A 22,725-nucleotide genomic window follows, 5' to 3' on the forward strand; every position below is an offset into this window, starting at 1 on the left:
AGCAAAACCAGCCCATCTATGAAAAATAAAGAAAACAGTCCGCAAAACATCACATTATCGTAATTTACGCAAATTTTGCGTAATTTATAACAAATTCAATATTTTAGCCTGTTTTTTTACAAAAAAAAGCTAAATTACATCACCGAACCCCACTCCAGCATACCCCATGATCATTTTCCTAATTTCCGCATTCTGTACGCTTTCCTTGATGATTGAGATTTTCTGCATCAAGGAAATCCCCGTCCTCGCGAAAACCTTTCCGCTTTCCAATACGGAGGCAGTAACATTCACACTGGCTCAAAATATTGCCGGAGCGCGCGATTTTGCGATTTCCCTCGCCCTTGACGCCCTTAAAGAAGCATCCATCATCTTCTTGCTTACAATTCTTACCGTAGCAATCCTCTTACTTGCAACACGGCTCTTGCGTAAATACGGAGTCCTAAAGCAGGGCAAACACCCCAATTATCTGGAAATTGCCATTTTTCTGAACGTCATTTGCCTCGCCATACTTGCAAGAGGCATTTACACGGACATTCCCATTGCCCAATACTACAAAATCTGGAAAGATTCAGGCATCATTCCTGAACATTCCGAATTCTACACCACAGAATACATCGACCCGGATTCCGTCAAAATCAGATTCAGGGAAAAGAGGAACCTGATCCTTATTTTTCTGGAATCCATAGAATACAATTTTCAAGACTCCCTTAATGGGGGGAATCTCCCGCAAAACCTGATTCCTGAAATTACGGAATACCTAAAGGCCGAGCAAAGCGTTATTCCTGGGGGAACACAAATCGTCGGTACAGGCTGGACGATGGCCGACGCTGTCGCAAAGACCTGCGGCATTCCGCTGATGTTCCCGCCACGATTCAAGAGAAATTCCGTACCACAAGTAAACTTTCTCCCCGGCGCCACTTGCCTTACCGACCTTTTGGAGCGAAACGGATACAACACGGTCGTTTCCAAGGGCGCCCCCCTGAACTTTTCCGGGATGGACCTGTTCTTAAGGCAACATTCTGTAAATAACGGCTATGGGATGCGCGAATACAAGAAAATCAAACCGATCGACCAAGATGTGCTAAGCGAATGGGGAATCACGGATTCGGCCCATTATGAGCTCGTCAAGGAACACATCGGCCAACTTTCCGCAAGCAAAAGGCCCTGGGCCGTATGGCTGTTCACCGTCAACACGCACACACCCTACGGACTTTTCGACCCCGCCTGCAACATTCCCAGGAACGTCTCGAACGCAGAAAAAATACAAGAAAACATCCGATGCACCTCCCGCCAGGTTCAGGATTTTATTGAATGGGCCAAAACGCAGGAATGGTTCGAATACACGACGATTGCCGTCATGGGAGACCACGCAACCATGTCGCCTAAGGATTCCGTCGGTTTCAAGGACACAACCCTCACCCATTACTGGCTCGATTTTTTCATCAATCCCGCAAAGAAATTCCCCTCCTCCAAAAGGGAATTTTCCTCGCTTGACATGTTCCCGACCATTCTAGAAGCTATCGGCGCCGATATCCCGGAACATTCATTAGGGCTTGGCAGATCGCTCTATTCCAGAGAGCCAACCCTTCTGGAAAAATACGGCCTAGACTCCCTGAACAAGGCTCTTGGGAAACGAAGCGTCGAATACGACTATTTCCTTTATTTCGACAAGAAAGGAAATCCCCCGCCAAGAAAGAAATGACACGCAACGAATAGCGCAACAAAAAGGGAGATCCCCGCCGGAGTTTATCCCGGACTCCGTTCCGGGACGGGGATGACGAGGATAGGGGCGCAGGGAAGGTCCGCTGCAAGGAAAACGGTGGGGAAAGCAAAAACCGGTCCTGGGAACCGGCTTTTCAATGTTTTGCTAGAGATCCTTCGACTCAGGGGCCTTAAATTACTTCACAATTTCGGCGTCGACGACTTTCTTGCCGTTCACGGTTTTCGGGCCATTGTTGCCCTTGTCGCGACGAATGATCTTGTACTGCACAATGCTCCAGATGTTCGACACAATCCAGTAGAGGACAAGGCCAGAGGGCATCACCGCACTGAATACAAAGAACATCGCGGGCATCATCCAGGTCATCATCTTCTGCTGAGCCGGATCCATCGCGCCGTTGCCGACCATGGTGACCTTGGTCTGGAAATACGTGGTCACGAGCATAATCCAGGGAAGGAGTGCAAAGCCGTCGGGCATAATAAAGGGGATGCTGAACCCATGGAAAATTACGTCACTGCGGCTGAGGTCGGTTATCCAGAGGAAAGCCGGCATTCCGCGAAGTTCCACCGCACGGCCAAGCACATAGAAAAGTCCAATGAAGATCGGCATCTGGATAATCATCGGGAGGCAGCCACCAGTGCAGCTTGCGAGCGGGTTCACGCCGTTCTTGGAATAGAGTTCCATGACAGCGGCCTGCTTCTTTGCAGGATCGCTACGGTACTTCACGTTGATTTCGTCGAGCTGCGGCTTGAGCTTGCTCATGGCGGAGGTAGACTTAAGCTGCTTGATGGTGAAAGGCGTCGTAAAGCCGCGAACAATGAAAGTCACGAGGATAATGGCGACACCGTAGTTCGGAATAATCGAATAGAAGAACTTGAGGAGCTTGAGGAGCCACTTGCAGATCCACACGAACCAGACGCTGGAACCGGGGAACCACTTGGAACCGGTCACGATAATCTTTTCGTAGCCCTGGCCGAGCGATTCGACTTCGTCCCACTGGAGCGGAAGCACCATGAAGTTGTAGGCCACGGAATCGCCACGAACGTCGTCTGCAATAGAAATGCTGTAGGTACCCGGATCTGGGTTGTCTTCTTCGCCGACCTTGATATGCTTCGCCTTCACCTTGGCAGGCACCGGCTTGTCGAACTGCACCGACATGGCCACGTACTTGCGGCGAAGTCCCACCCAGTAGTACTTGGCTTCGTCAAACGTCATGGCGTCGGAGAACGTTTCGCGTTCGGTAATTTCGCTGTTCTTGTAAATGACTTCGCTAAAGAAATAGCCGGCGACACCGATTGTCTTTCCCTTCGGAATGGATTCGGTTTCGCGCATGCCACCCTTCCAGGAAAGTTCGTAGTTATCGACACGGAAACCCTTGAACTTGTTCACCTGACGTACGGCGGCACCGTCCTTGGTAAAGGCGTAGCTACGCACCAGCTGGTTGCCGTTAGCATCGGTAAAGACAAACTGCACCGACGTGTCGGAATCGACGTTGATCCATTCCGGGGCATCGACATCGAACAGGACTTCGGAAAGGTCTGCGCCGCCCACCTTAAGGTCGAGTGCGCCGAGAGTCGTATCCTGGATGAGTTCGGGGAACTGCTTTGCAGTATCCGGCAGGGCCTTCACGATAACGCTCTGTACCTTGCCGCCCTTGTTGCTAAGGGTCATGATGAACTTGTCGGTTTCGACCGTGACCGTGCGCTGGGCAATCGGCTTCGGGGCGGCGTCAGCGGTAGATTGCTTCGCTTCGTTCGCAATGACGTTAGAGGAACTGTCGCTGGCAGCGGTCACTTCGGCAGGCTCAGCGACCTTGTCGGTTGCCGGAGCTGCGGCTCCAAGGACCGGGGCAGCCTTGAGTTCGGCTGTAGAACCCGGAAGCACGAGTCCGTTTGCAGACGGAGCCTCGGCGGAATCGGCAACCTGGGCAGCGGCTTCCTTTGCGGCGGCCTTCTGCGCAAGCTTCGCACGCTCGGCGGCTTCGTTATTCGCGGAGTTCATAAAGAACCACCAAATCATGATGGCGCCGATAAGAACGGATCCGATGATAGTATTCTTGTTCATCTTTTTTCCTTTCTGGGCGGGACCGGGTCATAACCGCCCTTGCAAAACGGGTTGCACCTTAAAATTCTGAAAGCCGCAAGATAGAAACCTTTGAACACTCCGTGTACCTGGATTGCCTCAATCGCATACTGCGAACACGTCGGCTGAAACCTACACACCCCATGGAAAAAGTAGGGATGAATCAACTGGTACAGCCGGATGGGAACAATCAGCACGGCCTTTAACGCGCCGTGGAGCCTTCCCCAGAAATTTCGGCTATCCATTGGCCCCTTCGGAAAGTTCGAGCCCCTCGGTCCATTCCATTTTCTTGAAAACCTTGAGCGCAGATTCGCGCATGCGCGCCGAGGACATGACCTCGGAATTGTCGCTCACGATAATCATCGCCCACACGGGCTTTGTGATATGGGGAACCCTTTCAAAAAAGAGGGGCCGCAGCAATCTACGGCACTTGTTGCGGTAAACGGCATTGCCATTTTTCTTTTTAGCCAAAAAACAGAAACGACAAAAACCGTCCGGGCTTTCAATCCAACGCATCGTGAAAGACGGCGTGCGAATGAACTTCCCATGGACGGCTACTTGCCGATAAGCTGGCTGGTTAGGCAGCCTATAGGAGCGCAACGAGGCTATGAGCCAATCCTACTTTTTGTAGATGGTGTCGCTCACGGTAAGGCGCTTGCGACCCTTGGCGCGACGACGGCTCAGAACAGCACGACCCCAACGGTCTTCCATGCGGGCACGGAAACCATGCTTGTTGGCGCGCTTACGATTATGAGGCTGGAATGTTCTTTTCATTTTAGTAACCTTTAGTAAAAGTCAAATTTTTTGAGTCTCAAAATTAGAAAAATTCCTAGATAAATCAAGGGGTCAGGAGCGTCTGTAAGTAAGTTTTACGGACATTTTTTACCTTTCCCCCGCGGGTCTATCAACATATCAACAATCTATTAACAGCAGACCGTTTTTACGAGGCGCAAGATCCCCGCCTGCGCGGGGATGACAGGGGGGGGGGAACGCGCGTAGGGCTAGCCGCTGGTGCGGAGATCGCGGAAAAGTTCCCTGGAGATTTCGCTGTTGGAATTCACCCAGTAGTCAAAGGAATGCGGTTCGCTCAGGCTTTTACGGTGAACGAAGCAGATATTGCAGTCAAGTTCATCGGAAATCAACAGGTCATGCGTCACGATGATAATCGTCGTCTTGAACAGCATACGCATGTTGTCGATCAGCGGCAACAGGTTTCGGCGGTTGTAGTTGTCGAGCCCCGCCGTAGGTTCGTCCATCAGCAAAAGCTTCGGGTCCATGGCCCAGCTGCGGGCAATCGCCACACGTTTCTGCATGCCCATGCTCAGCATGTGCGGGAACAGGTCCGCCTCGTCGCGCACACGCATCAGGTCCATCGCCATATTGATTTTTTCTTCGATTTCGGCGGGAGATCCCATTTTGTGGTAACGAAGCGGGAGCGCAATGTTGTCACGCACCCTGAGGTTAGAAATCAGGGCCCCGTTCTGGAAAACCATCCCTACCTGGCGTTTAGCGACTTCGAGCGCCGTAAGCCTTTCGGGCGGAATATATTCGCCAAAGTAGTAGAGGTTGCCACGCGTCGGGCGAATCAGCCCCGCAATAATTCGCAAAAGGGCACTCTTGCCCTGGCCCGAACCACCACCGATGCACAGGGTCTCGCCGCGTTTTACGACCAAATTAACATCCGAGAACAATTCCTTTTGCGGGTCGGTTTCTTCACCCTGGAAAAAGCCAAGCGTCCTAGGCTTAGAAAACATGGTCCCTGCGATATCGCGATACGCAAGGTGAATATCTTCCATTCTTAAAGCTTCGTCCAGCATTAGATAATCGTCTTGAGGTTGCTCATATAATTCGGCAAGAAATACAGCAAACAAATCACGTCCGCAATCACAACATACAGGAAAGACTTAATGACCGAACGCGAAACCGCCTTGGGAACCTGGCGCATGTCGCGCGGAATATTCAGGGCCTGGTAACAGGCGTTCGTCGTAATGATGGCACCGAATATGATCGGTTTCAGGATCACAAAAACAAAGTCCGACCACCAGACGGCGCCCAGGATTTCGGAACTCAGATACGACCACGTGAGCTGCACGTTAAGGTCAATGCCGCTCAAGATAATGAGAATCTTGGTGATAAAGTACCCCACCACAATCGCGCTCGTACTAAAGAAGATGTTCATGATGACCGTGGCGACGCATCCACCAATAAGCCCCGGCATCACCAAGAAACGGATCGGGTCCACCCCCATTGTCGCCAAGGCGTCCACCTCGGAATTGATGACCATACTGCCGATGTAGGTCGTGAGCGAAGATCCGCTTCGGCCCGCAATCAAAAACGCCGTGAGGATAGGCCCCATTTCGCGAATGATAATCACCACGATCAGGCTTCCCACCACATCCGAAAAGCCGACACGCCCCATCATGGAAACAACTTCAAAAATCACAATCGTTCCAAAGAGGGTCGCTACAATAAAAAGAATCGGGAAAATTTCGACACCCGTAAAGAAGGTCTGCAAAATGATGTTTCGGGAGTCGGTCTTGAAGCTTCGGCTATGCGAAAAGATACTTGTAAACGCCTTGAAGAAAAGGGCGCAGAGCTGGCCCCAAGGACGGCGCAACAGGAAAAGCCCCAGCGAGTGGAACACTCTCGCGGGAGGCGTCAGACGTTGCCAGTTCTTATATGCCTTCCTTATCATTTTCCTGCCCGGACAACTCCAAAGCTTCCAAGATACTTTGCCACAAGTGTTCCAGTCCGAATTTCTTGAGCGAGCTCACGCATAGCGGATTTTCGTCCAAGCCGAACTTTTCGCGGATAGAGCGGAGTCCCTTCGAGAGTTCCGACTGGTTAGCCTTGTCGCGCTTGCTTGCAACAATCAGCACGGGGCAGCCCGACGCACGGATGTTCTCGACCGTCTCGAAATCGATAGCATGTCCGCCGTGGCGCACATCCACCAAATAAACGAGCCCTTTCAGGTCCTTGCACTTTTCCACGTAGTCGCGGATAAAGTCCGACATCTGGTCGCGCTTGCTGTTGCTGACCTTTGCAAAGCCTACACCAGGTAAATCTACTAGAAAAAATCGGTTGTTGACTTTGAAAAAATTCAATTCACGCGTTTTTCCGGGGGTTCTGCCCACTTTTACCAGGTCCTTGCGGCCCATGAGGGCGTTCATGAGCGAAGATTTGCCCACATTCGAGCGACCAAGAAAGGCTATTTGCGGCAGACGTTCCTCGGGCAGGTGCTTAATGCTTGTAGCACCCTTCACAAATTCAGCGGAGACGATCTTGTATCCGCCCACCACGACAGGAGCATGATGAACCGTCATAAACTAACCCTCCCTTCAAAGGCTCGGAGCATGGTAACTTCGTCAACAAATTCAAGGTCGCTGCCCATCGGGATTCCGCGGGCAAGACGTGTACGCTTGACGTTTACTCCTGCAAGCATGTGGTCAAGCATCAGGGCGGTGCTGTCGGCCTCGGGACTAGAGCCTAGCGCTAAAATCAGTTCCTCGATTCCCTCGTCCTTAATGCGCCGGACAAGCTCCGGCAGGTGCAGGTGTTCGGGGCCGATCCCGTCGAGCGGAGAAACAACTCCCCCCAGAACAAAGTAAGTTCCCTTGTAAATTCCGGAGCGTTCAAAAGGAAGTATGTCGGAGCTTTTTTCGACAACGCAAATGGATTTCGAACCTTCGCGGGACTTGCACACGGGGCAGAGGTCTTCATCGGTAAAGGCGTAGCAACGCGGACAGGGATGCACCCGCTTTTTTGCATTCAGCAGGTTTTCCGAGAAACGCTCCACATCCTGCTCGGTACGGGTGAGGATATGGTAGGCAAGCCTTCGTGCAGTCTTATGCCCGATTCCAGGGAGCGACGAGAATTCCCCGATTAACGCATCCAGGCTTTGAGGCTCAATGTTCATTGTCAAAACTGTACGATTCGTTGATACCGAGTTTCAGCTGCGAAAAATTCAGGTTCAGTTCACCGAGGCCTGCGCGGATCGATTCACTGTCGTCGAGTTCCACGGCATCGGCAAGACGCAAGAGCGTTCCCAGGCGACCGGTGCGGTTCAGCAGGGCTTCCCGCATTTCGTCGTCGGCGGGAGAATCGGGCAAAATGGTTTCGAGAGGCGCCCGTACCAGGGCGTCCATGCGGCTGATAAGCCCCACCATGAAAGCCTTCGCGCAGAACGCATCGTCGTTTTCGTCGATGCTGCGAGCAAGACTTTCCATGAACTTCGCACGGTGGCTCGCATTCTGGAACAAGGGCGACACCTGCGGGGTCATGCCAAGTTCCGGACGGGCATAAAGCATCAGCATCAGCCATTCCTGAATGCGACGCATGCCCACCCATACGATGGCATCCTTCACCGTATCGATACGGCTATGCCTCGCCTGCGAATCGGAATTTACGAACCGGAGCAGATTTTCGGAAATATCGCCATGTTTCGAAAGTCCGTCGCACAGGACCTCGAGGCTCGGACGGGACTTGATCAAAAGCAGGAGCTGCAAAATCGTAGCGGACGTGGCATCGATTTTCTTGCCGGTCACGAGTTCGGGTTTTGCAAAGAAGAATCCCTGGAAATAGTCGTACCCCGCGTCTTCGCAACGCTTGAAAGTCGCCTCGTCTTCGACCTTTTCGGCAAGGAGCTTGACCCCCATCGTCTTGAAGAACGTGGCCGCCGTATTCATGGACTGCTGCGAATTGTCGACAACGTCCATCTTCACGTAGCTGATGTAGGGGAACAGCGGCTTGAAGCGCGTAATGAATTCGTCGTTGAAAATAAAGTCGTCGAGCGCGAGTTCGAAACCAAGCGCCTTGTAGCGCTGCACGGCCTTCACGATCGCATCATCCACCTCGACGTCTTCGAGAACTTCGAGCACAAAGCATTTCGGGTTCAAAAGACCGAACAGGTTGTCGAGCAACATGTTGCGGCTGCAGTTCACGAAAGCCTTGCTCTTACCGATCAGGCGTTCGATGCCGATGTTGTTCAGCACATTTTCGAGTACCTGCGCCGTGGCAAGCACATCGCTTGCTATCACCGCGATATCGCTTTCGGGAGAATCGCGGAACAAAAGTTCATAGGCGTAAATCTTACCCTCGCGGTCGAGGATAGGCTGGCGTGCTAAATAGGCGAGAGACTGCATGCGTTAAATTCGTGCGCTCTTGATACCGAACAGGAGGATGCTACGTGCACCAACGTCCCAAAGCTTGTCCATAATGGCGTTCGCTTCTTCTTGCGGGACCATGGCCTTCACGGCATACCAATCGCGGCCATGCAGCTTGGTCACTGTCGGGGCGTCGAGGCCCGGCGTGAGTTCGCATGCCTTCTGGAGAATTTCAGCCGGGCAGTCGTACTCGATCATCATGTACGTCTGTGCGACAAGCTTGCCCTGGATGCGGCGGATGAGCGTGTTGACTTCTTCAAGTTCGGTTTTCTGCGGGTTGCAGAAAAGGGCGGCATTGCTACGGAAAAGCGGCTCACCCACGATACGCAGTCCAGCCTGCTTGAGCGTAGTACCCGTTTCGACCACGTCGACAATGGCGTCTGCCACGCCGAGGCTCACCGAGATTTCGACGGCGCCTTCGAGCACCACGAAGTCCATCGGCTTCTTGTAGAAGCCTTCCACAATGTTCGGGAAGCTGGTAGCAATCGTAGAATTCTTGAGTTCGTCAAGGGACTGCACCGGGCTATCGTTGGGGACTGCGGCGCACATCTTGGAGGCGCCATAAGGCAAGTCGAGAACCTTGACCGCCGGGCTCTTTGCTTCGGCATTGAAGTCGATTCCGGTAATGCCCGCGTCGATAATGCCACGGCCCACGTACATGGGAATGTCGCTTGGACGGAGGAAGAAGAATTCGATTCCGTTCTTGGTATCGAGCTGGGTCAAAGTCTTGTACGGCTTGGAAGCCTTGTAGCCACAAGCCTTCAGAAGTTCCTGGGTGGGCTCAAAGAGCATGCCCTTGTTCGGGAGAGCTACCTTAATCATAGTTTTGCGTACACTTCTTCGAGGGTGAGACCTTTTTCAGCCATCATCACGGCCACATAGTAAAGCACCTGGGAAAGTTCCAGACACTGGGCGTCACGGCTTTCGAAACGGGCGGCCATCCAGCTTTCGGCGGCTTCTTCGACGAGTTTCTTGCCAATGCCGTGGGGACCTTTCTTGAAAAGTTCCGTGGTGCCCTTACCTTCGGGCATATCCTTCTTGCGCTGGCAAGCCAGTGCGAACATCTCTTCAAATGTCATAATGGACCTCGTATTTTTTTACGGGGTAAAGATAGCTTTTTAATCAGGGGGCGTGAAAGAAACACTCCGCCGAACTGCTAGAAATAATACTCAAAATTGAGCATGATCGGCAGGAACGGGAACTGGGTCACTTCGGTCTTTTCGGGCGGATTCTTGCTCGTGTCGTAGAACGTATAGAACATGTTCTCGTGATCCGTCAGGTTGATAATGGTCCAGCTGAAGTTCCACTTGTCTTCGCGACCGATGTCGATCGGCTTCACGTCGATTCTAAAGTAATCTGTCTGGCGGCCCGCATTGCGGCTTCCCGGAAGCACCACAATCTGGTCGGAAAATTCCTGGTGTCCGAGCTCCTGCGAAAAGTAGTAGCCCTTGTATTCGCTGATCGGCATTCCCGCCGAATACTTGAGGATAATGGACGAGCGGAAATAGCGGCCAGGAATCTTGTGCTTTCGGCGGGCATTCTCGTCGCCCTTCCAGTTGATGCCCGCATCGAGCTTGAGGGCATAAGGCTGATGCCAGCTCGGGTAATACGGCCTGGTACCGTCATCGGATTTCATCACGCTAATGCTCTGGCTCCAGTTGATGCCGCCAAACCACCAGCCCCTATCCTTACGCAACGAAAGTTCGTAGCCGAAGGAGTAGCCCTCCGCGCGTCCGAAATAGTCCGCCATCACAAAATCGTCGGAAGTCGTTTCATCGTTACTGTCGAGCTCGACCACGAACGTATTCAGGTTGTTTTGCGTCTTGTAGTACACCCCCACGGTCGCATCGTAGTCTTCAAAGATTCCGCGCTGGCTGTATTCCGCGGCAAGCAACCACGACGAGGCTGGATCGATTTGAGTCCCCTTGGTCGTTTTTGTTGCTGGATAATAGAATTCGTTCAGCGTTTCCTGGTCGGTATAGACAATCGAATTCAGGTACTGCAGGTAGTAGCCGCCATAAAACTCAAGCGTCTTTTCGTCATCGAGGTTGATCGTCAGGGAGGCTCGGGGTTCCACGCCAAAATGTTCCGCGGCGGTCTGGTAATTGAAACGAAGGCCGTACTGCAACAGATAATCGGGAGCAAATTTCCAGGCATCCTGCACATAGCCCACATGGTGGAAAGGCTTCTGGATATCGGCCGCGCTTACCGTAGACATCTGTTCCTGGTAACGTTCGTAGTCATATTCCAGCTCGTAGCCAAAGGTGAACGTATGGTTCGAAATGCCCCTGAAATTCAGCCACTGCTTTCCGGCAAACGTGTACAGGTACATCTCGATGGACATGAGTTCGCCGATTTTCATGGTCTGGTAGAATTCGCTAAAGGCAAGCGTCGCGTTGTAATCCCAGTCGCCGTTAAAGCGGTGGTAAAGGCCGAGCGGAATGGCGATGTTTCCCCAGTCCATATAGAGCGGGTCAAAGCTTAAGCGGTCCTTGCCGATATAGTAGCTGAACTTCATGCGGGTATCGTCAGTGAAGTTGTACATAACGGTGCCCTGCAAGTCCGTAAACTCGTAATCGAGATTCAGGTCCAAAAGGCCAATGGCATTGCAAAGGTCAAGCACGTAGCCAATGTAGGTCGTACGCCCCGCAAACACCCAACGGGCCGGCCCCTGATGACCTTCGGTATGGAGCTGCGCGGCGAAAGTGCTTATCTTGATACTCGACTTGCTGAACCATTCGTTCACGGTATCCTGACCGCCCGCACGGCCATCCATCTTGAGCACCGAACTCAGGCGGTTGCCATACTGCGCCGGGAAACCGCTCTTGTAGAACTGCACATCGTCAATGCCTTCGACAAGGAAGGTGCTGAAAAGTCCGAAGAAATGCACCGGGGAATAGACAACGGCGTTATCGAACAGGAAAAGGTTCTGGTCGGCGGCACCACCGCGCACGTAAATCTTGGAACTGAAATCGGAACTTGCGACCACGCCGGGAAGCGCCTGGATACTCTTGATGACATCGGCTTCGGCAAGGCCCGGCATACGCTTAATGGACTTCGCGGAAACTACGGATTCACCGGGCTTACGTTTTGGACGGCGACGGAGCTGCACCACGACTTTCTTGAGCTCGGTCACCTTCGCGTTGTCGCCTGCGGCAAGGAGAGCGTCGACATCGACGTCACGCTTTGTACTGTCAGACGAATCGCTACTAGAGATTGCTTCGTCACTTCCGTTCCTCGCAATGACGTTTGTAGAATCGGGGCGTTGCGGGGTGTCCCCGCTAGAAGGGGTAGCGGATGCCGTGTCAACGGCAGCAGCGAGGGGATGGCCATTCCCTTCTTTTTTCTCGTCTTCTACAAATGCTTCGCCGAGTGCCTGCGAGAAAGCACGTTCTGCACCGATGTACTTGAGTTCGTAGCATTTTTCCTTTTCGGCTCCGGCCGTGTCGGAATTGGTAACGCAGATGTTCCAGAGCGTATCTTCGGGAAGCACAACGCTGAAGGACTTACCGACCGTCGTCTGTAGCGCCTCACCCGATTCAAGAATTTCCACGTTCAGCTTTTCGTCTGCCGCGAATGAGGAATCCAGCACGACACCGTTAAAGACAATTCCTTTCGGTGCGAGGGAATCAGGCGCAAGGGAATCCGACGCGGTCTCTTGCGCCATAGCAGCGATTGCCGCCAACATAACGATAATGCAAATTTGAAGTTTCAAGCAAAATCTCGCGTTCTAATAAAAAATAGCAAATAAGAATTCTTATTTGCTACTGTAACACCTAAAGGAGTCGGATGTGTCACTTTAATTTTTTCTCATAAAAGGAGATGCCCGCCTTCGAGGGCATGACAGCTCCGCGAACGTGACAAGTTTGCTGTTAGAACTTACCCACAGTGACGGCGGCGTAGAAACCTGGCCACCAACGAGCCTTGTGATCTTTACTGCCGAAGTCGTCGTGGTATTCCGCCAGCGGCTTGAGCCACAGCTTATCCCCAGTGATTTCATGAGCAAAGTTGAGAGAACCGCCCACAGAAAGTCCGAAGAAGGGGAAAACTTGAGTGGTGTAGCCCAGACGCAGACGATGGTGGAAATTGACGTCATCGCCGTCGTTGTATTCAAAGCCCGAGAAATCCGAATAGAGCCCATGCTTGTTTTGTGCCGTCAGGAACATGTACTCCATCTCAAAGTGGCTTCCATACTTGCCAAACTGCGTTCCAAGACCGATTCCGGTTTCATTGACATCGCTGAATTCCTTGAACTGAGTTCCCTTTTCAATCAGGCGGGCACCTTCGAGGGCAGTAAACAGGTAGGCCGTACCCATGTGGAAAGAAAGCCCAAGCGCACCCATTTCGTTCATGGAAGCCGTTACGCTCCACACGCCGTTACCGACAATATTGATGAGGCCCACCGGAGTCTTTTCGCAGCTACCGCAGATATTCACAAGACCAACCTGGCGGCCATTCGCCTTCCCCGAGATGTTCACGACACCCGCCTGCACATCGTCAATCCTGCCCGCAATGTTCAGGACAGACGCCTGCACGTTGGACTCTCCGGCGATATTCATCGCGGCAGTCGCCTGCACATCGGAGGTTCCCGCAATGTTCATCGCAGCAGACGCCTGTACATTAGACTTGCTTGCAATATTGATCGCAGCAGTTGCCTGCACATCGGACTCACTTGCCACATTGATCGCCGCAGAAACCTGAGCCTTTGCCACCCGCGCACAGTTGGCCGCAGGCGCAATCTGCATTCCAGACAAGGTATCGCCCACATAGTTCAGCGCAGCCGAGACTTGAGCCCCCGAAGACTTGCTTTTAGCGATGTTTGCTACCGGAGAAATCTGGAGACCGTCAAAGGAACCCGCATAGTTGACAACGCTCGAAACCTGGGCGCCTTCAAAATGTTCTTTCGCTCCGTTAAACGTAGCCGTCAGCTGCAAGCCGTGCATTTCCTTACGGGCAATATTTGCAAACAAGCTAATCTGTGAACCCAGCATGTAGTTGTCGGTACGCGTCACAAACAGGCCCATCTGCAAGCCCTTGCGGGGTTCACGATCCTTGTCAACTAGGTTGAAGGTCACACGGTATTTTCCGTTATGATCAAGCGAGTCGAGAGAATATTCCACGGAATCGCTACGGCCTTCGCTCCTGATTTCGCCACGGAGCATCGTCTTCTCGGCTGCAATCGCATTGAACTGTTTCTGGGAAAGGCGGGCGCGGTAGTTGTCCTGCAAGGAAACGGTCGCTTCCTTGTACTCGGCGGGACGTTCCAGGCGAACGCTGTACTTTCCGGCCGGAAAACCGAGGCTCATCGCGCGACCAGGCTTCTTGTAGAGTTCGGCAACAAGTTCACCCTTCTCGTCGCGGATAAACAGGTGACCGTCAATATCCTCGTCGAGTTCGAGGCCCGCACTCGTACTGCGCAAATCCGTCATCACCACGTCGCCAGTGCCCGCCAAGTTCATGTCGCGGCTAGGATGCTGCGCACCGCCCATCGTCGCTTCGGTTTTCTGCAGAGTTTCGTTGAAGGCAAACTGGTAGGCTTCGGAAAGCGTCACCTTGCCGTCACCGCTCACGTCGCCTGCGCCACGGAGGCCGCTCACCAGGGAATGCGTAAAGAAGGAACCCTTCAGCTTGTCGCTTTCCTGACTGGATTCGTCTTGCGTGCTGCTCGTGATAAAGGCGTAGCCTTTCATGTCGCTGCTCTTGTCGACCATGAACGCGGGGACAGCGACACCGCCCTTCACTCGCGTGATGGCGCCCGAGCCGCACGCATCGATTACTGCAATCTTCACATCGGCATTCAAGGCATCGATACGCTTGCGGAATTCCTTCCAGCTATAGACTTCTTCACCGAGGCGGAGCCCCTTTTCGTCGGCGTGACCGCTATAATAGACCAGCACTTCTTCGCGGAAATTTTCGGCACCGTTTGTCGCATTCGCCCCCTTGCCCGAATGCGCCGTCTTTGTCGCCACAAGTTTCTTGTCGAGCGCGTCCAGCTGTTTTTGCAGGCTTGCGACACTCGGTTCGGTCACCATGTGGACATTCGCCTTCGGGACTCCGCCCATCTGCGAAAGCACATTCGCAAAGGCGCGGGCGTCACTTTCGGCATAACGCAGGCGCGGACGTTCCTTGCCGCCGTTATTCGCACTCACCGCAAAAACGTAGCGTTCAATCGCAATCGATTCACCCGCCGCATGGGCAGAACCCGCTACCGCTAAAATCGCCACCAGGCATGCCGTACAAAGAGCGATGCTGCTCATCCCAAAATCGCAGCTCAAAATCTTCCCTAGAATCTTCTTCATTTTCTCCCCCTTACCTTTCCACCTTGCGAAGCGTAAACGAAACCGATTCAACCCCCTTCTGCTTCAGGGTCTTGTCAATATCGTTGCCGTCGAATTCAAACGTTTCCCCGGACGTAAGCAAGAAAAACTTCTCGAATTTCGGAGCGTCGTCCAGCTTGTAGGCAAACGGAAGTGTCGTCATCTTGCCCGGTTCGAGTTCTATAGCGCGGTTTCCTTCGCCCATGTGCATCGTCACGGTTCCGTTACCGTCCATGCTGAAAAGCATACCGAAGCACTTTTGCGGAACGCGGTAACGCAGCTGGATTTCGTCGCCTTCGCGGGCATCGCCCAAATTCACCATCTGTACTGCGCTGTCACCCGTCTTTTTCCAGACTTCGAGCGAGGCGTTCATTCCCTTGATGCGGGTTCCGTTGTCGATATCGGCCATCGCGACATCCATGGTGGAACCTGCCGCGGAGCTACCCGTAATTTCCACGTTACGGTTCAGCACCACCGCCGAGAACACGCCAAACGCGATTACCAGCGCCGCAGCCACCTTCAGCCACAACGTGTTAAAGGATCGGTTCGGACGTTCCGCATTTTCTAGCTTATCTTCAACGGCGCCAAACGGATTTTCGGCCAAGAAGCGTTTCCCTTCTTCGCGCATCATCCGCACGCGGGCGGCAAAAATTTCGTCTTCGGCCTCGCGCTGCTGCAAAGCCTTCATTTCTTCTGCGGAGAGTTCCCCCAGAAGGTAACGCTCCAACTTAAAATCGGAAATTTTGTTGACGACAGTCATCTTTCAACCTCCAGATTCTTGATTCTCTGTTGCAGGGTACGCAAACGCTTGCGCACGCCGCTCACCGAAAGTCCAACGGTTTCCGCAGTTTCTTCCAGGGTCATTCCGTCTACATAATGCAGAGTCGCGATAGTCCTTGTCGATTCCTGCTCCTTGGAAAAAATCCTCGCGAGAATTCCGCCGGCTTCGCGGCCGTCGTCATCTTCGGCGCAGGCGATGCTAAGCAAGAGTTCGCTCGAATCACAGTCCAGTCCGCGGCGTTTCTTGTCGCGGATACGGTTCAGGCAAAGCCTGGTCGCCGTATTCCACAGCAAGCTCGACGGCTGCGACAAATCCAAAGATTCGCTACGTTCGAACAGGCGCACAAAAACGTTCTGCACCATGTCCTTCGCTTCGGCATCGTCCTTGAGCAAGAACATGCAACGTCGATAAACCATCGGGGCGTACGCCTCGTACAGTTTCGAAAAAACCATGCAGTCAAGGAGATTTTTCCCGTTCATACCATTGTAACACCGGAGGAAAATAAAAGTGTCACCTAAAATTTAGAAAAAAAAGAACCCCGCTTACGCGGGGGACTCATCGTGTTCACTCAAGTGCTATTTCTTGGCGGCGGGCTTAGCGGCTTCAGCAGGTTTTGCCTCGGCGGGCTTCGTTTCAGCCTTTTTAGCAGCGGGTTTCGCCTGCGCCTTCTTTTCTGCCGCGGGCTTTGCTTCTTCCTTCGCAGCGGGCTTTGCCTCGGGCTTTTTCTCGGCAGACTTCGTTTCGGCCTTTGCAGGTTCAGCGGGTTTCGCCGTCGCGTTCGTTGCAGGAGATGCCGCAGGTTCCACCGCCGGGGCAAGCGCAGTACTGTCAATCGCCGGAACCTCGGCAAAGACCTTCAGAAGTTCCACCTCGAACACGAGCATCGCATTAGAGGGAATCATCGGCGGAACACCCGCCTCGCCATAGGCCAGTGCGCTCGGAATCCAGGCTTTCACCTTGTCGCCTTCCTTGAGCACCATCAGCAAGTCCTGCCAGCCTTCAATCACCGCGTTCACCGGGAATTCGAGCGGTTCGCCGCGCTTTACGCTATTGTCGAACTCGGTACCGTCCAGAAGCGCACCCACATAATGCACCTGTACCTTGTCAGCCATCTTGGGGCTAATGCCCGTACCGGCCTTGATGACCTTGTACTGTACTCCCTTCGGGGTCACCTTGACCGTCGTATCCTTCACATTTTCGGCAAGGAACTTGGTCTGTTCGTCAAGAGCCTTCTGCGCGGCAGCCTTTTCGTCGGCCTCCTTCTGCTTCTGCATCTGCAGCAGCAAATCCTGCAACGCCGATTCCGCAACGGAATCCGCCATCTGTACGGGCCGCGTCGAATCCACCTCGTCGCGAATGGCACCCATCAGCACATCCATATCCAAGGGAACCTTGACATTTGCAATCGCCTTGCCCAAATCCATACCCAAGGCATAGCTATAGCGGTTCGTCGGATTATCCAGATCCAACTTTGCAGGCTGAGTAACAGTGCTGTCCGCAGCCGGAGTCTCGGCAACCGGTTCAACGGCGGGTTTCTGGGCACCGCCACAGGCAACGAGAGCGCCAAAGAGGGGCAAAATTGCACCCAAAACGTATTTGGAAGTCATTTCAAGTCCTTGGATATAGTGATTTTTGACACATTTAAAGATAGCAAACGCCCAAAAGGAACAGTAGGCGAACACTTTTTAGAACCGTTTTTAACACCAAAAAATACGAAAAATCACCCCTCAAAACCACTTTTTAAGGTAAATATTTCTTTTTTCGCTCAAAAAAGGCACTTTTATCCATAATTGCAAAATGTGATAAAAATTACAGTTGTAAAAACCGGTTTACAAAAGGGGTTGCGCGAACAGCATTTTGTTTCTAAATTTACACATAAGAGTGAGAAATATAAGGAAAAAGTATGAACTATCGTTTTGAAAATTACATAAATTCAGCCGCTTCCCACAAGCAGGCTTTCGATAGCTCCATCGAAGGCGTTCGTCAGAGCCTGCACGACTCGCTGAACACAACAAGCGACCCCATCGCCGCAAGTTCCTCCAAGACTGGCTGGCTGAAGGGTTCGCTCTCCTACCCGTGGGTATTTGTCTGTTCCTTGGTCCCAAGCCTCAAGGATCTCTTCTAAAAATTTCCAACTGAACACTTGGCACCCTGCAAAAACGCAGGGTGTTTTTTTATTTTTGGCGAAAAACGGAGACCTTTTATGGCAGCACTCATCCTCGACGGCAAGGCCCTTGCCAAGACCACTGAAGAAGAACTCAGCGCCCGCGTGGCCAAGCTCAAGGAAAAGACGGGCAAGACCCCCATCCTTGCAACAATCCTCGTCGGTGATGATCCGGCCAGCGCCACCTACGTCAAGATGAAAGGCAACGCCTGTGGGCGCGTGGGGATGGAAAGCATCCGCGTGGTTCTCCCCAAGAACACCACCACCGAAGAACTCCTCAACAAGATTCAGGAACTCAACGAGAACCGCGACGTGCACGGCATCTTGCTGCAGCACCCAGTTCCGCGCCACATCGACGAACGCGCCGCCTTCGAAGCCATTGACGCCCGCAAGGACGTTGACGGCGTAACCTGCCTCGGTTTTGGCCGCATGGCTATGGGTGAACCCGCCTACGGTTGCGCAACGCCGGCCGGCATCATGCGCCTGCTGAAGGCCTACAACATTCCGCTCAAGGGTAAGCACGCCGTGGTCGTTGGCCGCAGCGCTATCCTCGGAAAGCCGATGGCACTCATGCTCTTGAACGCAGACTGCACCGTGACGATTTGCCACAGCAAGACCGAGAACCTGCCCGAATTCGTGAAGCAGGCCGACATCCTGGTGGGTGCAGTCGGCAAGCCGGAATTCATCAAGAAAGAATGGATCAAGCAAGGTGCCGTCGTGGTAGACGCCGGTTACCATCCGGGTGGCGTCGGCGACATCGAAAAGGGACTCGACGACGTAGCCTCCGCCTACACTCCGGTTCCGGGCGGAGTAGGCCCCATGACAATCAACACGCTCATTTACCAGAGCGTAGAAAGCGGCGAGAAGTATTTAGGATAAAACCAATCGGCCCTTCGGCAGGCTCAGGGACCTTAATAAGGTTAGCGAGCTTGCGAAGCGTGAGCTTGTCGAACCACCGGGACCTTATACAGGTTAGCGTCTGGTCCGTTCCAGTTCTACGGCGTCCGTTTCAGGAGAGTTGGGCGAAAGCATCCCTTTCACCATATCGCCTACGAACTCGGCACCGACGCCGATTGCCGTTCCTACAGTAGAATCATTCGAAAACTTGCGGCTGTCCATCTCGGCAGTCGCATTCTTCATGGCGGCCTTTTCGTTTTCCTTAGGATCGGAATAGACAATCGGTCCCTTCTTGTGTCCGAGGTCAATCGAATCAACTGCCGTGGGCGCCTTTTTTTGCACGAGTTGCGCACTTGCAGCAGACAACATCAAAAGAAGAGCAAATCCCAGAGTTTTCATATCCATAAAATAAAAAAAAGGGCGGCCATCAGCCACCCTTGTCTTCGCAGAAAGCTTTTACAGAGAGTTGTCCTGAGGATCATCCGGTATGGGATCCTCACCAGAATCTTCCTGAGGACCGTCCGGTACAGCATCTTCCTCAGAGTCGTCCTCTTCGGAAACGTCCTCAGCAATGTCTATCCAGTTTCATTCTCCCGATTCACCATCCTCTCGACAAACATATTTACCCATTCTTCTCGCCGTATACAGTGTCTTACCGGCATTGCCCAGATTCGTTACTCACTTCACCACTCACCCATTCGTCGCCACCGCGCAAATCGCCCGCATCGGCCAAAGTCATGAATTCGTCCGAAGACGGGACATGCCAATCCGGAGGGCAAAGATCATCACTCAAAGACCGAAAAGAACTGCAGCGGCAATTCCGCCCATTCTAAAACTCTTTGTCATAAAAGCCTCCTAGCTAAAAAATTTATCGACGAAAAAGAGAAAATCCCCGGCACTGCCAGGGATTCTAAAAACGCCTAAAGCGCCCTATTCTGAACAAAGTTTTCTAATTAGACTTTATCCAAAGCCTGCGTGAGGTCGGCGATAATGTCTTCGACATTTTCGATACCGACGCTGAAACGGATCAGGTCCGGTGCAACGCCTGCTTCAATCAACTGTTCGTCGCTGAGCTGACGGTGAGTGTGGCTAGCCGGGTGCAGCACGCAGCTGCGGGCGTCGGCCACGTGGGTCACGATGCAAATCATCTTGAGGCTGTCCATGAACTGGATGCTCTTTTCGCGGCCACCCTTGATGCCGAACGTGAGCACGCCGCACGGGAGCCCGCCCTTGAACTGCTTCTTGGCAAGTTCGTGGTACTTGTTGCCCTCGAGGCCCGCGTAATCGACCCAGGCCACCTTCGGGTGGTTCTGCAGGAACTTCGCGCAGGCGAGAGCGTTCTCGCAGTGGCGCGGCATGCGCAGGTGAAGCGTTTCAAGGCCAACGTTCAGCAGGAACGCGTTCTGCGGAGCCTGGATGCTGCCGAGGTCGCGCATGAGCTGGGCCGTAGCCTTCGTGATGAAGGCGCCCTTGCCGAAAGCCTTCGTGTAGGCAAGACCGTGGTAGCTCGGGTCCGGTTCGGTTAAGCCCTTGAACTTGTCGTGATGGGCTTCCCAGTCAAAGTTACCGCTATCCACGATGCAGCCACCGACTGCCATGGCGTGGCCGTCCATGTACTTGGTGGTGGAATGCGTCACGATGTCCACGCCGAATTCAATCGGGCGGCAGAGAATCGGAGTCGGGAACGTGTTATCGACAATCATCGGCACACCGTGCTTGTGGGCGATATCCGCAAAGCGCTTGAGGTCCAGAATCTTGCCAGCCGGGTTTGCCACCGTCTCGCCGAAGAAGCACTTGGTGTTCGGGCGGAAAGCCTTTTCGATTTCTTCATCGCTCGCGTCCTGGTCCACGAACGTGCATTCGATGCCGAGCTTCTTCATGGTAACGCTGAAGAGGTTGCTCGTACCGCCGTAGATGGCGCTGGTGCTGATGAAGTGGTCGCCCGCCTCGCAGATGTTGAACACGGCGAAGAAGTTCGCCGCCTGACCGGAACTCGTGAGCATCGCAGCGACACCGCCTTCCATGGCCGCGATCTTGGATGCCACGGCATCGTTGGTGGGGTTCTGCAGGCGCGTGTAGAAGTAGCCGCTGGCCTTCAGGTCGAACAGGTCGGCCATCGCGTTGCTGGACTCGTACTTGAAAGTGGTGCTCTGGTAGATGGGGAGGACGCGCGGTTCGCCGTTTTTCGGCTGCCAGCCGCCCTGTACGCACAAAGTTTCGATCTTGGACATTTTTGCCTCTTGTTAAAAACTCGTTTAAATATAGATAGCAGCCCATTTTCCGGCGACTAACATATTTTTTGTATAGGCAAATATAGAAAAATGCTATTGCGCGTCAATGCGTTTATGCAAATACCCGCATACATTATTCCGATACCTACCTATAGTTTTTTACTATAACTAGAATTTCACTGAAATTCGCAACAAAAAACTATTTTTGTTTTCGATGATACCCAGTCGCAACAGTCTCGCCTTTTGGCATTTGCTCGCCATTATCACCATCACCTTTTGGGGCACGAGTTTCGTGAGCACGAAGGTGCTCCTGAATCATGGCTTTTCGGCGGTGCAGATTTTTTCGTTGCGTTTTGCGATTACCTACTTAATCCTTTTAGCGGCAAGCCATAAGCAATTCCGCAGCAAGAACTGGAAACATGAACTGATTCTGTTCATCAGCGGCATCACAGGCTGTACACTTTATTTTTGGACCGAAAATACGGCACTTTCATTTTCGCCGTCGAGCAATGTGGCACTCATTATTTGCGCAAACCCGTTGCTCATTCTGATTTTCGGAGGAATCTTCTATAAGAGCGAACGCCTTGGAAAGCGACAGATTCTAGGATGCCTCGTCACATTTGTCGGCATGGTGCTGGTGGTGTTGAACGGCAAGTTCGTCTTGAAGCTTTCGCCCGTAGGCGACTTGCTTGCCTGCAGCGCCGGAGTCATGTGGGCGATCTATTCGCTAGTCGTGAAGCAGTTGAACGGCAAGTACAATTCGCTGTTCATTACGCGAAAGATGTTTTTCTACGGAACACTGATGTCTATCCCCGCCTTGTTCATCGAGGCGCACGGAGACATTTCGAAGGTACTTGACATTCCGTGGCAGAACTTTATGGAGCCGGTTGTCGCTTTTAACTTTTTGTGCCTTACGGTATGTTGTTCGTTATTTGGATATCTTATCTGGAATAACGTACTGAAACAACTCGGTACGGTTCTAGCAAGCAACTACGGCTATGTAGCGCCCCTGATTACCATGATTACGGCAGCGATCGCCCTTGGAGAGCGCATTACGCCCATCGCGATTGCAGGAGCCGGTGCCATTATCATAGGAATGCTTCTGGCGGAATTCAAGCGGAAGTAGAATTACTCGATTTCGGTAAAGCGATCGACCAGGGTACCGTCGGCAAGCGTCACTTGACTTTCAAAGTCTTCGCGGGCGCGCACCCACAAGGTGCCCTTCGGGTGGTCGGGCGTTTCGTACTCGCTGCGGTAAACCACCAAAGGCTTGACCGTTTCACAATCGAGCGCGTTCGACTCGATGACCGTATAGGTCATCGTTTCTTTTTTATAGTGGCGGTACCTGTGGCCGGCAATTGCTTTTGACAT

Annotated in this window: 24 protein-coding genes; 4 read left to right on the forward strand and 20 right to left on the reverse strand. The window is 52.8% G+C overall.

Features of this window, described 5'->3' with window-relative positions; genetic code table 11:
• The first annotated feature begins 166 nt into the window (after positions 1-166).
• Positions 167-1,702, forward strand: coding sequence for an LTA synthase family protein (locus Q0W37_RS01430; protein WP_297698061.1), 1,536 nt, complete (start codon positions 167-169; stop codon positions 1,700-1,702).
• A gap of 195 nt (positions 1,703-1,897) precedes the next feature.
• Here Q0W37_RS01430 and Q0W37_RS01435 read toward each other — a convergent pair whose 3' ends face one another.
• The 16 genes from Q0W37_RS01435 to Q0W37_RS01510 all read right to left on the reverse strand — a co-directional run bounded on the left by Q0W37_RS01435 (position 1,898) and on the right by Q0W37_RS01510 (position 17,669).
• Positions 1,898-3,784 (reverse strand): YidC/Oxa1 family insertase periplasmic-domain containing protein, encoded by a 1,887-nt coding sequence (locus tag Q0W37_RS01435; protein ID WP_297698063.1) that lies wholly within the window; start codon positions 3,782-3,784, stop codon positions 1,898-1,900.
• A complete protein-coding gene (gene yidD / locus Q0W37_RS01440; protein WP_297698065.1) occupies positions 3,781-4,047 on the reverse strand; it encodes a membrane protein insertion efficiency factor YidD in 267 nt (88 codons plus the stop codon). The genes Q0W37_RS01435 and yidD overlap by 4 nt, the downstream gene beginning before the upstream one ends.
• Positions 4,040-4,402, reverse strand: a complete 363-nt coding sequence (locus Q0W37_RS01445; RefSeq protein WP_297698067.1) for a ribonuclease P protein component — start codon at positions 4,400-4,402, stop codon at positions 4,040-4,042. The genes yidD and Q0W37_RS01445 overlap by 8 nt, the downstream gene beginning before the upstream one ends.
• An 18-nt stretch (positions 4,403-4,420) precedes the next feature.
• Positions 4,421-4,576, reverse strand: a complete 156-nt coding sequence (gene rpmH, locus Q0W37_RS01450; RefSeq protein ID WP_072979488.1) for a 50S ribosomal protein L34 — start codon at positions 4,574-4,576, stop codon at positions 4,421-4,423.
• A 227-nt stretch (positions 4,577-4,803) separates the two neighbouring features.
• Entirely contained in the window at positions 4,804-5,619 is an 816-nt protein-coding gene (locus tag Q0W37_RS01455; RefSeq protein ID WP_297698069.1) for an ABC transporter ATP-binding protein, read from the reverse strand.
• Complete coding sequence (locus tag Q0W37_RS01460; protein WP_297698071.1) at positions 5,619-6,497, reverse strand: ABC transporter permease; 879 nt, start codon at positions 6,495-6,497, stop codon at positions 5,619-5,621. Before Q0W37_RS01460 ends, Q0W37_RS01455 begins: the two co-directional genes overlap by 1 nt.
• Positions 6,478-7,125, reverse strand: coding sequence for a ribosome biogenesis GTP-binding protein YihA/YsxC (gene yihA, locus Q0W37_RS01465; protein WP_297698073.1), 648 nt, complete (start codon positions 7,123-7,125; stop codon positions 6,478-6,480). The genes Q0W37_RS01460 and yihA overlap by 20 nt, the downstream gene beginning before the upstream one ends.
• Positions 7,122-7,718, reverse strand: coding sequence for a recombination mediator RecR (recR, locus tag Q0W37_RS01470; protein WP_297698075.1), 597 nt, complete (start codon positions 7,716-7,718; stop codon positions 7,122-7,124). Before recR ends, yihA begins: the two co-directional genes overlap by 4 nt.
• Positions 7,708-8,943, reverse strand: coding sequence for an EAL domain-containing protein (locus Q0W37_RS01475; protein ID WP_297698077.1), 1,236 nt, complete (start codon positions 8,941-8,943; stop codon positions 7,708-7,710). The genes recR and Q0W37_RS01475 overlap by 11 nt, the downstream gene beginning before the upstream one ends.
• A gap of 3 nt (positions 8,944-8,946) precedes the next feature.
• The gene (gene hisG / locus Q0W37_RS01480; RefSeq protein WP_297698079.1) at positions 8,947-9,786 is read right to left on the reverse strand and encodes an ATP phosphoribosyltransferase; all 840 of its coding nucleotides are present in this window, start codon (positions 9,784-9,786) and stop codon (positions 8,947-8,949) included.
• Positions 9,783-10,043, reverse strand: coding sequence for a phosphoribosyl-ATP diphosphatase (hisE, locus tag Q0W37_RS01485; RefSeq protein WP_088628520.1), 261 nt, complete (start codon positions 10,041-10,043; stop codon positions 9,783-9,785). The genes hisG and hisE overlap by 4 nt, the downstream gene beginning before the upstream one ends.
• Before the next feature lie 77 nt (positions 10,044-10,120).
• Positions 10,121-12,652 (reverse strand): TonB-dependent siderophore receptor, encoded by a 2,532-nt coding sequence (locus Q0W37_RS01490; RefSeq protein ID WP_297698082.1) that lies wholly within the window; start codon positions 12,650-12,652, stop codon positions 10,121-10,123.
• A gap of 184 nt (positions 12,653-12,836) precedes the next feature.
• A complete protein-coding gene (locus Q0W37_RS01495) occupies positions 12,837-15,263 on the reverse strand; it encodes a caspase family protein (protein WP_297698084.1) in 2,427 nt (808 codons plus the stop codon).
• A gap of 10 nt (positions 15,264-15,273) precedes the next feature.
• Positions 15,274-16,041 carry a hypothetical protein gene (locus tag Q0W37_RS01500; RefSeq protein WP_297698086.1) on the reverse strand — a complete coding sequence of 256 codons (768 nt, stop codon included), beginning with the start codon at positions 16,039-16,041 and terminating at the stop codon, positions 15,274-15,276.
• A complete protein-coding gene (locus Q0W37_RS01505) occupies positions 16,038-16,541 on the reverse strand; it encodes a sigma-70 family RNA polymerase sigma factor (protein WP_297698088.1) in 504 nt (167 codons plus the stop codon). The genes Q0W37_RS01500 and Q0W37_RS01505 overlap by 4 nt, the downstream gene beginning before the upstream one ends.
• Positions 16,542-16,637: 96 nt before the next feature.
• Positions 16,638-17,669 (reverse strand): FKBP-type peptidyl-prolyl cis-trans isomerase, encoded by a 1,032-nt coding sequence (locus tag Q0W37_RS01510; protein ID WP_297698090.1) that lies wholly within the window; start codon positions 17,667-17,669, stop codon positions 16,638-16,640.
• Positions 17,670-17,965: 296 nt separating this feature from the next.
• Here Q0W37_RS01510 and Q0W37_RS01515 point away from each other — a divergent pair, with 296 nt between their 5' ends.
• Together Q0W37_RS01515 and folD are read left to right on the forward strand one after the other, a co-directional pair.
• Entirely contained in the window at positions 17,966-18,187 is a 222-nt protein-coding gene (locus Q0W37_RS01515) for a hypothetical protein (RefSeq protein WP_297698092.1), read from the forward strand.
• A 78-nt stretch (positions 18,188-18,265) separates the two neighbouring features.
• Positions 18,266-19,105 (forward strand): bifunctional methylenetetrahydrofolate dehydrogenase/methenyltetrahydrofolate cyclohydrolase FolD, encoded by an 840-nt coding sequence (folD, locus tag Q0W37_RS01520; RefSeq protein WP_297698094.1) that lies wholly within the window; start codon positions 18,266-18,268, stop codon positions 19,103-19,105.
• Positions 19,106-19,198: 93 nt separating this feature from the next.
• Here the strand turns inward: folD and Q0W37_RS01525 are convergent, their stop codons facing one another.
• The 3 genes from Q0W37_RS01525 to Q0W37_RS01535 form a co-directional block, all read right to left on the reverse strand.
• A complete protein-coding gene (locus Q0W37_RS01525) occupies positions 19,199-19,522 on the reverse strand; it encodes a hypothetical protein (RefSeq protein ID WP_297698095.1) in 324 nt (107 codons plus the stop codon).
• Between the two features lie 253 nt (positions 19,523-19,775).
• Positions 19,776-19,916, reverse strand: coding sequence for a hypothetical protein (locus Q0W37_RS01530; protein ID WP_297698097.1), 141 nt, complete (start codon positions 19,914-19,916; stop codon positions 19,776-19,778).
• Positions 19,917-20,076: 160 nt separating this feature from the next.
• A complete protein-coding gene (locus Q0W37_RS01535; protein WP_297698099.1) occupies positions 20,077-21,354 on the reverse strand; it encodes an O-acetylhomoserine aminocarboxypropyltransferase/cysteine synthase family protein in 1,278 nt (425 codons plus the stop codon).
• Between the two features lie 214 nt (positions 21,355-21,568).
• On the opposite strand from Q0W37_RS01535, the gene Q0W37_RS01540 reads away from it, so the two are divergent.
• Complete coding sequence (locus Q0W37_RS01540) at positions 21,569-22,480, forward strand: DMT family transporter (RefSeq protein WP_297698101.1); 912 nt, start codon at positions 21,569-21,571, stop codon at positions 22,478-22,480.
• Positions 22,481-22,482: 2 nt separating this feature from the next.
• Here Q0W37_RS01540 and Q0W37_RS01545 read toward each other — a convergent pair whose 3' ends face one another.
• Positions 22,483-22,725, reverse strand: coding sequence for a DUF1653 domain-containing protein (locus Q0W37_RS01545; RefSeq protein ID WP_297698103.1), 243 nt, complete (start codon positions 22,723-22,725; stop codon positions 22,483-22,485).

The sequence above is a fragment of the uncultured Fibrobacter sp. genome (genome assembly GCF_947166265.1).
Classification (GTDB): Bacteria; Fibrobacterota; Fibrobacteria; order Fibrobacterales; family Fibrobacteraceae; genus Fibrobacter.